At 63.4% G+C, this 10,208-nt stretch carries 13 protein-coding genes and 1 riboswitch; of the genes, 8 read left to right on the top strand and 5 right to left on the bottom strand.

The window, feature by feature from the left end:
* A partial coding sequence (locus WBF82_RS23770) for a PLP-dependent aminotransferase family protein (RefSeq protein WP_424385378.1) occupies window positions 1–1,192 on the top strand: 1,192 nt, incomplete at its 5' end.
* Here WBF82_RS23770 and WBF82_RS23765 read toward each other — a convergent pair.
* Complete coding sequence (locus WBF82_RS23765) at window positions 1,128–1,667, bottom strand: methyltransferase family protein (RefSeq protein ID WP_424385377.1); 540 nt, start codon at window positions 1,665–1,667, stop codon at window positions 1,128–1,130. The two genes, WBF82_RS23770 and WBF82_RS23765, sit on opposite strands and share 65 nt — an antisense overlap.
* A 99-nt stretch (window positions 1,668–1,766) precedes the next feature.
* On the opposite strand from WBF82_RS23765, the gene WBF82_RS23760 reads away from it, so the two are divergent.
* From WBF82_RS23760 to WBF82_RS23745, 4 genes are all read left to right on the top strand, one after another.
* Window positions 1,767–2,360 (top strand): TetR family transcriptional regulator, encoded by a 594-nt coding sequence (locus WBF82_RS23760; RefSeq protein ID WP_424385376.1) that lies wholly within the window; start codon window positions 1,767–1,769, stop codon window positions 2,358–2,360.
* Window positions 2,361–2,432: 72 nt separating this feature from the next.
* On the top strand, window positions 2,433–2,801 hold the full coding sequence (locus tag WBF82_RS23755; protein ID WP_424385375.1) for a DoxX family protein: 369 nt from the start codon (window positions 2,433–2,435) through the stop codon (window positions 2,799–2,801).
* A 14-nt stretch (window positions 2,802–2,815) separates the two neighbouring features.
* Window positions 2,816–3,208, top strand: coding sequence for a nuclear transport factor 2 family protein (locus WBF82_RS23750; RefSeq protein ID WP_424385374.1), 393 nt, complete (start codon window positions 2,816–2,818; stop codon window positions 3,206–3,208).
* A riboswitch (guanidine-III (ykkC-III) riboswitch) is annotated at window positions 3,192–3,255 on the top strand. It overlaps the preceding gene by 17 nt.
* 11 nt (window positions 3,256–3,266) lie before the next feature.
* The gene (locus tag WBF82_RS23745; RefSeq protein WP_424385380.1) at window positions 3,267–3,581 is read left to right on the top strand and encodes a DMT family transporter; all 315 of its coding nucleotides are present in this window, start codon (window positions 3,267–3,269) and stop codon (window positions 3,579–3,581) included.
* Here the strand turns inward: WBF82_RS23745 and yhjD are convergent.
* Window positions 3,578–4,606 carry an inner membrane protein YhjD gene (yhjD, locus tag WBF82_RS23740; protein WP_424385373.1) on the bottom strand — a complete coding sequence of 343 codons (1,029 nt, stop codon included), beginning with the start codon at window positions 4,604–4,606 and terminating at the stop codon, window positions 3,578–3,580. The two genes, WBF82_RS23745 and yhjD, sit on opposite strands and share 4 nt — an antisense overlap.
* A gap of 9 nt (window positions 4,607–4,615) precedes the next feature.
* Complete coding sequence (trpS, locus tag WBF82_RS23735; protein WP_424385379.1) at window positions 4,616–5,635, bottom strand: tryptophan--tRNA ligase; 1,020 nt, start codon at window positions 5,633–5,635, stop codon at window positions 4,616–4,618.
* A 79-nt stretch (window positions 5,636–5,714) separates the two neighbouring features.
* Here trpS and WBF82_RS23730 point away from each other — a divergent pair, with 79 nt between their 5' ends.
* Entirely contained in the window at window positions 5,715–6,551 is an 837-nt protein-coding gene (locus tag WBF82_RS23730) for an alpha/beta fold hydrolase (protein WP_424385372.1), read from the top strand.
* On the opposite strand, the gene WBF82_RS23725 is transcribed toward WBF82_RS23730, so the two are convergent.
* Both WBF82_RS23725 and WBF82_RS23720 read right to left on the bottom strand, forming a co-directional pair.
* Window positions 6,538–7,770, bottom strand: coding sequence for an NADP-dependent isocitrate dehydrogenase (locus tag WBF82_RS23725; protein ID WP_424385371.1), 1,233 nt, complete (start codon window positions 7,768–7,770; stop codon window positions 6,538–6,540). The two genes, WBF82_RS23730 and WBF82_RS23725, sit on opposite strands and share 14 nt — an antisense overlap.
* Window positions 7,771–7,780: 10 nt before the next feature.
* Window positions 7,781–8,377 (bottom strand): PadR family transcriptional regulator, encoded by a 597-nt coding sequence (locus WBF82_RS23720; RefSeq protein ID WP_424385370.1) that lies wholly within the window; start codon window positions 8,375–8,377, stop codon window positions 7,781–7,783.
* A gap of 121 nt (window positions 8,378–8,498) precedes the next feature.
* Here WBF82_RS23720 and WBF82_RS23715 point away from each other — a divergent pair, with 121 nt between their 5' ends.
* Together WBF82_RS23715 and WBF82_RS23710 are read left to right on the top strand one after the other, a co-directional pair.
* Window positions 8,499–8,921: a nuclear transport factor 2 family protein gene (locus tag WBF82_RS23715; protein ID WP_424385369.1), complete on the top strand. Its 423-nt coding sequence runs from the start codon at window positions 8,499–8,501 to the stop codon at window positions 8,919–8,921.
* A 10-nt stretch (window positions 8,922–8,931) separates the two neighbouring features.
* A complete protein-coding gene (locus WBF82_RS23710; RefSeq protein WP_424385368.1) occupies window positions 8,932–9,972 on the top strand; it encodes an LLM class F420-dependent oxidoreductase in 1,041 nt (346 codons plus the stop codon).
* Window positions 9,973–10,208 lie beyond the last annotated feature (236 nt).

Below are 10,208 nucleotides of genomic sequence, written 5' to 3'. Positions count from 1 at the left end.
GCCGCGCATCGATGCCACGCCGGCTGCGTCGCGCATCGTCGCTGACTTTCGCCTCGGACGCCCCGACCTCAGCATGTTCCCTCGCGCGGATTGGCTGCGTGCACTGCGGCGCTCTTTCAATGTGACGCCGCATTCGGAGTTAGGTCCACTCGACCCGTGCGGATCCGACCGACTGCGAGCGGAACTCGCGAGTTATTTGGGCCGGGTGCGCGGCGTGCTCACCACCGCCGAGCGCATCGTGATCTGCAGCGGATACACCCAGGGTTTGCGGCTGGTGTGTGACACGCTCGCCGCGGCTGGGGCGCGAGCGATCGCCATCGAGGACCCGTGCCTTCCGGACCACCGCGCGACCGCCATCGCCAGTGGGCTTGACGTCATTCCGATTGACGTCGACCGCGACGGGGCCCGCCCCCAAGGATTCAGCCCGCCAACGCATTCGGCGATGGTCCTCACCCCGGCCCACCAGGCCCCGCTGGGCGCCACATTGGCCGCCGAGCGACGCGCCGAATTCGTGCGGATCGCGACCCAATGCGACGCCTATGTCGTCGAGGACGACTATGACGGCGAATTCCGCTACGACCGCCACCCCATCGGTGCGCTGCAGGGACTTGCCCCCGAGCGGGTCATCTACGCCGGCAGTGCCAGCAAGAGCCTGGCGCCCGGACTTCGGCTGGGTTGGCTGGCGCTGCCCGCCGACCTGATGGAGGCGGTTGTCGAGGCCAAGCGCCGCGCTGATAGAGGAAGCGATGTGCTGACTCAACTGGCGTTCACGGAGCTGATCGAAAGTGGTGACCTTGACCGACACGTGCGACGAATGCGGCGGCGTTACCGACATCGTCGCGACGCGCTCGTAGCTGCCCTCGCCCGCTATGCACCGAACATGCCGGTACACGGGATCGCTGCGGGCTTACACGCCGTTGTGCTGTTGCCACAAGGAGTTTCGGAGGGCGATGTGCTGGCCGCTGCTCAGGAGCGACAAATCGCGCTTACCGGTTTGGCTCCCTTCTGGCATCGAAAATCGCGCGCTACACCAGGACTTGTGCTCGGATACGGCACACCGTCTGAACGCGAATTCGCCAGTGCGCTCGAACATCTCGGACGCTTGCTGCGTGATGTCGGACGAACGCCTATGCGCTCGGCGTCCAAGCCGAAATTCGGGGGATCCAGGCCGGGACGTTCTGCCGATAGTTGACGTACTCGCCGCCGTAGCGCTGAGCGAGATGGGGTTCTTCCCAGAACCGGATGAACGTCGCGAGGCAGGTGAAGAAGATCGCAAACCACAGCAGCAACCCGCCCGATGCCGCGACGGCCGCCTCGCCGAGCAGGATGGCCAGCACGCCGCTGATCATCGGGTTGCGCACATGCCGGTACGGGCCCTGCACGACGAGGTGGACCGGTTCTCCGAGCACCTTGCCGACGCCAAGCGTTCCCTTACCCTCTCGGTCGAACAGCAACACGGTCCAGACCAGCAGGCCCAGCCCGCCGGCGATCAGCAGGCCGCCGACCGCAGCCAGTCCCGCGATCAGCGGCGAGCCGTAATCCGGCAGGTGCGGGTGAGGCCAGTCCAGGATCAGCGCCGGTACCAGGAGCGTCACGGTGACCGGGGCGATCAGAACCGAGATCAGATGCCGCCACCACAGCCGTCGTTCACGTGTTTCGGTAACCATCTCGAGCTCCTTCCTCGTGATACTTCAACTTTCGTTGAAGAACGACGATACGCCGCTTGAAGACCTAACGTCAACGTGTGTTGAAGTATGCTTCTGTGCATGTCAGAGGCCCGACGGCCCGGTCGGTGGCGGACCGGCCAACAGAACCGACAGCGGATCATCGACGTCGCACGGGAACGTTTCATGCGCGACGGGTACGAGCGAGCCACCGTCCGCGCTATCGCCGCCGACGCGGGCGTCGACGTCGCGATGGTCTACTACTTCTTCGGCAGCAAGGAAGGCTTGTTCAGCGCCGCCACGCTGACCGGCCCCGAGCACCCGCTGCACCAGCTCGCCACCCTGCTCGACGAAGGCCCCGACAACATCGGCAAGCGACTGGTACGCCGTTTCCTCGAGCACTGGGACCATGGCGGCGTCTTCGAGCCGTTCCTGACCCTGTGGCGGTCGGCGGCTATCCAGCCTCAGGCCCGGCAGGTGCTGCACGACACCATCGCCGGACCGGTCGCCCAGCGGATCTCCGCGGAGTTCGGAGTCGACGATGCCGAGCTGCGCGTCGAACTGGTGGCCAGCCATTTGGCCGGGTTGGCTTTCGCGCGTTACCAACTCAAGCTCGAACCGATCGCGTCAACCCCCGCCGAAGATGTGGTCGGTTGGGTTGGCCCGACCGTGCAGCGCTATCTGACCGAATCCTGAAGGCCGCGCTGTCACATTGTGCTGCGGCACTGCGTCATACATGTGAACCGCCATCGAAGTTAGGAGATCACGATGAACGCACTGCTATGGACCTTGCAGGTAGTACTGGCCGCCGTCTTCGCCGCGTCGGGCGCAGCGAAGATCAGCCAGCCCAAGCAGCGGCTTATTGCCAGCGGCCAAACCGGCGTCGCGCCGTTTCCGTCACCGGTGATTCGCGTCACCGCGTTTTTCGAATTGCTCGGCGCAATTGGGATACTCGTCCCCCGCCTGGTGGGCATTGCGCAGTTTCTTACTCCGGCCGCAGCCGCCGGCTTCGCGATCGTCATGGTGGGTGCCATCGGATCGCACGCCTACCTGCACGAACCCCGTAATGTCGCCCTGACCAGCTTGATTTTCATAGCCGCCGTCACGGTCGCCGTCGGCACGGCAACGATCCGCTGAGCATCGGAGAACATATGCATCCGTTTCGCGCGGCCATCGAATCCGGCCAGTTCGACACCATTGACCGCATTTTCGCCGAGGACGTGGTCCTGCACAGTCCCATTGCGCACCGGCCCTACCGCGGCCGACAGACGGTCGCGGCCATCATCGCGATGGTAGCGGAAGTGTTGGCGGCCTTTCGGTTTGAAAAGGAGATCGGTGTGCAGGCAGCCAACGAAACCGATCGCGCTCTGCTGTTCAGGGCCAGAGTGGGCGACTTAGAGATTCAGGGCTGCGATTTCGTGCACACCGGCGACGACGGGCTGATCAACGAGATCACCGTTATGCTTCGCCCGCTCAAGGCCGTAACGCTGTTCGCGGAGAGGATGGCTGAGGCGTTTGGTACCGTCGGACCTGTCATCAACTGACACCGGACGAGGGGCACCGTACCCGGCCAGCGACAAGACGGCGCAGGAAAGGTGCATGATGGCCTGGCTGGTGTTGGTGGCGTCGGGGGGACTGGAAGCCGTGTGGGCGACCGCTCTGAGCAGGTCCGACGGCTTCTCCCGTCTGCTCCCCTCGGTGGTTTTCACTGTCGCGCTGGCGTTCTCGATGACCGGACTGGCGTTCGCGATGCGCAGCCTGCCGACCGGAACGAGCTACGCGGTCTGGGTCGGTGTCGGGGCGGTGCTCACCGTTGGCTATGCGATGCTGACCGGTGACGAGACAGCATCGGCCGTGAAGCTGCTATTGATCGCTGGTGTGGTCGGCTGCATCGTCGGTCTGAAGCTGGTCAGCTAATCCTTGTTGCGCCGGAGCAGTCGGGAAAGCCCAAGCGCGCCAACGGCGCCCACGGCGGCGGCGGCCACAGCCTGCCGCGCTTTGAGACCGTCGTTCACCTGCACGCGGGTGGTGATGACCGCGGGCTCAGGCGGTTTCACCGACCCAGCGGGTGAACTTTGCGTCGACGTCCCCGCCCACGCGGTGGCGAACAGCAGCAGCCGGGCGGTGATGTACACGAACACCATCAAGCCCAGCACGGGTCCGAACGTTGCCCCTGCCGGGCTGTGCAAGACGGACTTCAGGTAAATCGACGCGACTAACTTGAACAGCTCGAAACCGATCGCCGCGATCAGCGCGGCCCGTATCGAAGCTGCGTAATCGACTGGTTCCCTGGGCAATCGGGCAATCATCAAGGCGAATACCAGCCATGACAACAGCACTGACACCAGTATCGACACCGCGCGAACGATCCCGTCCAGCAACGGCGCGTTGTCGAGACCCAGAAACGACAAAACCTTGGCCACCGGCGTCGCGCTCGCAAGTGCACTGAGCGCGAGCGTAGCGAAAATCGCCACGAACGACGACAGGAAGGTTGCCAGATCAGAGAATTTGGTGCGGAGGAATCCTTGCGAATGCGTATCCTGTTGCCACATTTCGCTGAGTGCGACACGAAGATTGGCCATCCAGCCCAGGCCGGCCCACGCCGCGGTGGCCAAGCCGATGATGCCGACCGAAGCTCGCGACTTGATCGCCGATCTCACCAGGTCGACTACTTGGTGCCCCAACGCGCCGGGCACCGCAGCCATGACCTTGCTGTCGATCGTGGACAGCAGATCAGGGCGACGCGACAGCAGGAACCCAGCGACGCTGAAACTCACCATCAGCACCGGAAATAACGCGAAGATCGTGTAGTACGTCAATCCGGCCGCGTAGTAGTTGCCCCGGCATTCGTTGAATCGATCGTTGGCGCGCATCGTGTGGTCGAACCATCCGAACCGCGCCCGCAGCCGATCCAGAATTCCTGCTTTGCCCGGCTCACTCATCACAGCGTGCTAGGGACGCTTCGGCAGGAATCCGAGTCGGTCGTAGACCCGGTCGACCGTTTTTGCGGCCACGTCCTCGGCCCGTGCCGCACCGGCAGCCAGGACAGCCTCCAATTCGGCTGGATCCGCGAGCAATTCGTCGACCCGGGTTTTGATCGGAGTAACGAATTCGACCACCGCATCGGCGGTGTCCTTCTTCAGATCGCCGTAGCCGCGTCCCTCGTACCGCTGCACCAACGCATCGACCTCGACGCCGGTAACCGCGGATTGAATGCTCAGCAAGTTCGACACACCGGGTTTGGCGTCCGGGTCGTATCGGATCTCGCGTTCGCTGTCTGTCACCGCGGAGCGAATCTTCTTGGCGGACACGGTCGGAGCGTCCAGCAGGCTGATCAGCCCGGCGTCGGTGGCGGCCGACTTGCTCATCTTCGACGACGGGTCTTGCAGGTCGTAGATCTTGGCGGTCACCTTGGGGATCAGCAACTCGGGAACCACAAACGTGTCCGGGAACCGGCTGTTGAACCGCTGCGCGACATCGCGGGCCAGCTCCAGATGCTGACGCTGGTCTTCGCCGACAGGCACCAGTTCGGCGTCGTAGGCCAGCACGTCGGCGGCCTGCAGCACCGGATAGGTGAACAAGCCGACCGTGGTCGCGTCGCTGCCCTGCCGCAGCGACTTATCCTTGAACTGCGTCATTCGCGAAGCTTGGCCAAAGCCGGTGAAACAGCCGAGCACCCATGCCAGCTGGGTGTGGGCGGGAACGTGGCTCTGCACGAAGATCGTGCTGCGGCCGGGGTCGATACCCAACGCCAGATATTGCGCAGCGGTGACCAGAGTGCGCCGCCGCAACACGTCGGGGTCCTGCGGGATGGTGATGGCATGCAGGTCGACGACGCAGAAGAACGCGTCATAGTCGTCTTGCAGCTGGGCCCACTGCGTGACGGCGCCCAGCGCATTTCCGAGGTGCATCGAGTCGGAGGTCGGCTGCACGCCGGAGAAGACCCGACGGGATCCAGTAGCAGTCATGATGGCTTGATCTTTTCACGGAGACGGCGGCCCGCTATCCCCCTGCTTGCGGTACCGCTGGTACCACCTTACTGTCGGGTTCATGACGTCCCGCGCGCCCATCCATCTGGGGTCCGGCGAACCGGTCCTGCTGCTGCATCCTTTTTTGATTTCGCAGCTGGTCTGGCACAAGGTTGCTCCGCAGTTGGCCGATACCGGCCGCTACGAGGTGTTTGCCCCGACGATGGCCGGTCACAACGGTGGCCCGTACGCGGGCACATGGTTGCTGAGCTCTGCGGTATTGGCCGACCATGTCGAACGGCAACTCGACGAGCTGGGCTGGAGTACTTGCCACATCGTCGGCAATTCGCTGGGCGGCTGGGTGGCCTTCGAGCTGGAACGTCGCGGGCGGGCACGCACGGTGACCGGGATCGCGCCGGCCGGCGGATGGACCCGCTGGGCGCCGACCAAGTTCGAGGTGATCGCCAAGTTCGTCTCGGGGATGCCGTTCTGGGCGCTGGCCCGGTGGGCGGGGCCCCGCGCGTTGCGCCTGCCGTTCAGTCGTCGGCTGGCCACCCTGCCGGTCAGCGGCTCGCCGGACGGGGTGACCGACAGCGAACTCGAGGCGATCGTCGACGACGTGGCGCATTGCCCCGCTTATTTCCAGCTGCTGGTCAAATCCATGCTGCTGCCCGGATTGTTGGAGTTGGCGCAAACCGACGTTCCCGCGCACCTGGTGCTCTGCGAAAAGGACCGGGTGTTTCCCGGGCCGCGGTCGCACCGGTATTTCCAGGCACAGCTTCCCGACGGGACACGAGTGACGGAGCTCGACGGCGTCGGACACATTCCGATGTTCGAGGCGCCGGAACGAGTCGCCGAAGTCATCACCAGCTTCCTCGACGAGCACATCCCGCCGATCCGAGAAATCAAGTCGAGCTGAGCGCCTTTTCCAGGTTGTCGGCGATGGTCCCGAGGAATTCCTCGCTGGTCTGCCAGTCTTGATCCTCGCCGATCAGCAACGCGAGGTCCTTGGTCATCTGACCGCTTTCGACCGTGTTGACGACGACCTCTTCCAGCTTCTCGGCGAACCCACTCACCTCGGGTGTGTCGTCCAGTTTGCCGCGGTGCTCGAGCCCGCGCGTCCAGGCGAAGATCGACGCGATCGGATTGGTGGAGGTGGCCTTGCCCTCCTGGTACTGCCGGAAGTGGCGGGTGACCGTGCCGTGGGCGGCTTCGGCCTCGACGGTCTTGCCGTCGGCGGTCATCAGCACCGACGTCATCAGCCCCAGTGAGCCGTAACCCTGGGCGATCGCGTCCGACTGGACGTCGCCGTCGTAGTTCTTGCATGCCCACACGTAGCCGCCTTCCCACTTGAGAGACGCGGCCACCATGTCGTCGATCAGCCGGTGCTCGTAGGTCAGGCCGGCTTCTTCGAACTTGTCCTTGAACTCCTCGTCGTAGATGCGCTGAAACTCGTCTTTGAACATGCCGTCGTAGGCCTTGAGGATGGTGTTCTTCGTCGATAAATACACCGGGTAGTTCTCTTTCAGGCCGTAGGCGAACGACGTGCGGGCGAAGTCCTGGATGGAATCCTTGAAGTTGTACATCCCCATCACCACGCCGCCGTCGTCGGGAATGGACACCATCTGGTGCACGATCGGCTCGCCCTCGTCGTCCGGGGTGAAGGTCAGCGTGACTGTTCCGGGCCGGTCGACTTTGAAGTTGGTCGCACGGTACTGGTCACCAAAGGCGTGACGGCCGATGATAATTGGCTTCTTCCATCCCGGAACCAGCCGCGGCACATTCGAAATCATGATCGGCTCACGGAAGATGGTGCCGCCCAGGATGTTCCGGATTGTCCCGTTGGGCGAAGACCACATCGTCTTGAGGTTGAACTCTTTGACCCGGGCCTCGTCGGGAGTGATCGTGGCGCACTTGACGCCGACGCCGTGTTTCTTGATCGCGTAGGCAGAGTCGATCGTCACTTGGTCGTCGGTGGCATCGCGGTGCTCGATGCCCAGGTCGTAGTAGTCCAGGTTGATGTCAAGGTTCGGAAGGATCAACATGTCTTTGATCCACTTCCAAATGACCCGCGTCATCTCGTCGCCGTCGAGCTCTACCACCGTGCCTTCGACTTTGATTTTTGCTCCGCTGGGCATGACGCCCAGACTACAAGGAAGGCCCCTTTTCACTGCTCACAGCGGTTGAGGCTGCGTCCTGACGCTGTTCGATGATCGCCAGCGTGCGCTCGGCCCATCGAATGTTCTCTTGCTCGAACGAAATTCCGCGCGTCAGCGTCAGATAAGGGCCTACTCGCTTCGCCTCGGCGAGGTATTCCTCTTCGCCCCGGCCGTCGAGCATCCGAGCGCGCATTCGTTCGTACCGCTGCAGTTTGGCCGTCGCCCATTGCAGTCGTTCGATCATGAAGTCGCGAACCGCCTGCGCGTTACCGACGTCAACGGCCAGCAGTTTGACCGCGAGTTCGTCACGGATCACCGACGGCTTCGGCGCCCGCGAGGTGAATTGCTGGATCGCGTCGTAGCCCGCCTCGGTCAGCGAGTAGACGCGCTTGTTGGGCCGGCGTTCTTGGTGAACGACACGCGCCTGGATCAGACCCTGCTCGGCCAGCCGGTCGAGTTCGCGATACAGCTGCTGCGGGGTTGCCATCCAGAAGTTCGCGACCGAGGCGTCGAAACTCTTGGCCAGGTCGTATCCGGAAGACTCGCCCTCGAGCAGGGCGGCCAGCACCGCGTCACGCAGCGACATCTTCCGATCATACAACGACACGAATATTCAAAAAAGTGACTAACCACTCATAGACATATCAGTACGGCACGCTCTACCGTCAGTCCCACCTACTCAACAAATTGACTATGCGAGGTATCTGGTGAGTGCTACCCACCCCTTCCGCACCGCGGTCGAGCAGCGCGACGAGGCAGCCATCCAGGCGATGCTGGCCGACGCCGTGGTGTTCACCAGCCCGGTGGCCTTCAAGCCGTATGTCGGCAAGCCCATCACCGCGGCCCTGCTGCGCGGTGTCCTTCGAGTGTTCGAGGACTTTCATTACGTTCGCGAGATCCACGACGGTAACGGCCGCGACCACGCCTTCGTGTTCGAGACCATCGTCTCCGGCAAGAAAATCACTGGATGTGACTTCTTGCACTTCAACGACCAGGGGCTGATCGACGAGTTTACGGTCATGGTGCGCCCGCTCTCGGGTGCGACGGCATTGTCGGAAGCGATGGGTGCCCAATTCGAGCAGATCCAGCAGGAGGCGCTCGAGCTGGCCGGTCAGTTCACTAGAGCGTAGGAGTACGAGCATGCGGATCGGGTTGGGAATCAACTATGCCGGCGGATTCAAAGAGACGGCCGCCGAGGTGGCCGACCTCGAACGCGCGGGATTGGACATCGTCTTTGTCCCCGAGGCGTATTCGTTCGATGCCGTCAGCGCGCTGGGCTACCTGGCGGCCAGTACCGAGCGGGTTGAGTTGGCGTCGGGCATCCTGCAGCTCTACACCCGAACGCCCACATTGACGGCGATGACCGCGGCGGGCCTGGACTATGTCTCCGACGGCCGGTTCACCCTGGGCCTGGGCGCGTCCGGCCCTCAGGTCATCGAGGGATTTCACGGCGTGCCCTACGACGCCCCGATCGCCCGCACCCGCGAAGTCGTCGACATCTGCCGCCAGGTGTGGCGTCGCGAGACGCTGCAACACCAGGGCAAGCACTACACCATTCCGCTGCCCGCTGAACAGGGCACCGGACTCGGCAAACCGCTCAAGCTGATCAATCACCCTGTCCGCGAACGCATTCCGATATTAGTCGCTGCACTCGGCCCCAAGAATGTCGAGCTGGCCGCCGAGATCGCCGAGGGTTGGCAACCGATCTTCTATCTGCCCGAGAAAGCACAGGATGTGTGGGGTCAGGCGCTGGCTGCCGGCCAGGCCAAGCGCGATCCCGCGCTGGGGAACCTCGACGTGTTCGCCGGACCGGCACTGGCCATCGGCGAAAACGTCGAGCCACTACGCGAATTCGTCAAACCGCACCTGGCGCTCTACATCGGCGGCATGGGCGCCAAGGGCAAGAACTTCTATCACACGCTGGCCACCAGTTACGGCTATGGCCCGCAAGCCGACCGCATCCAGGAACTGTATCTGGCCGGCGACAAGGACAACGCCGCCAAGGCGGTGCCCGACGAACTCGTGCGCGACGTCAACCTGATCGGCGCATCCGGGTTCGTCAAAGAACGGGTCGCCGCGTTCCGCGAGGCGGGCGTGACGACGTTGAACGTCGCGCCGATGGCAGCCACCTCTGCCGAGCGGGTCAAGCTGATCGAGACACTTCGCGACCTGGTGGACTAAACCAGCCTCAGTAGGGGTGCGGTGACGGCGGTTGCGCCTTTGACCGGGCCATCCACATCATGACGATGCCCCCAGCCGCGACACCAAGTCCCAACGTGTACAACAGCAGTAAAAAGGATCCTGCAAAATCTCGCGGCTTTCGCAGTTTGGTGCAGCCGCGTACCGGCGAGACTTACCCGTTCAGGTATTCGCGTCAGTCCAGGGCAGCGTTGAGAGTCTTACTCGGTCGCATCACC

Origin of the sequence: Mycobacterium sp., from assembly GCF_049673265.1 — a bacterium.
Taxonomy (GTDB): Bacteria; Actinomycetota; Actinomycetes; order Mycobacteriales; family Mycobacteriaceae; genus Mycobacterium.
The sequence above is the reverse complement of the archived record's forward strand: the minus strand, read 5'-3'. Positions and strand labels throughout refer to the sequence as shown.

Coding starts and splice junctions, on each gene's coding strand:
- WBF82_RS23765 (WP_424385377.1), bottom strand. CDS start 1,667: ATGGTTACCGAAACACGTGAACGACGGCTGTGGTGGCGGCATCTGATC.
- WBF82_RS23760 (WP_424385376.1), top strand. CDS start 1,767: ATGTCAGAGGCCCGACGGCCCGGTCGGTGGCGGACCGGCCAACAGAAC.
- WBF82_RS23755 (WP_424385375.1), top strand. CDS start 2,433: ATGAACGCACTGCTATGGACCTTGCAGGTAGTACTGGCCGCCGTCTTC.
- WBF82_RS23750 (WP_424385374.1), top strand. CDS start 2,816: ATGCATCCGTTTCGCGCGGCCATCGAATCCGGCCAGTTCGACACCATT.
- WBF82_RS23745 (WP_424385380.1), top strand. CDS start 3,267: ATGGCCTGGCTGGTGTTGGTGGCGTCGGGGGGACTGGAAGCCGTGTGG.
- yhjD (WP_424385373.1), bottom strand. CDS start 4,606: ATGAGTGAGCCGGGCAAAGCAGGAATTCTGGATCGGCTGCGGGCGCGG.
- WBF82_RS23730 (WP_424385372.1), top strand. CDS start 5,715: ATGACGTCCCGCGCGCCCATCCATCTGGGGTCCGGCGAACCGGTCCTG.
- WBF82_RS23725 (WP_424385371.1), bottom strand. CDS start 7,770: ATGCCCAGCGGAGCAAAAATCAAAGTCGAAGGCACGGTGGTAGAGCTC.
- WBF82_RS23720 (WP_424385370.1), bottom strand. CDS start 8,377: ATGTCGCTGCGTGACGCGGTGCTGGCCGCCCTGCTCGAGGGCGAGTCT.
- WBF82_RS23710 (WP_424385368.1), top strand. CDS start 8,932: ATGCGGATCGGGTTGGGAATCAACTATGCCGGCGGATTCAAAGAGACG.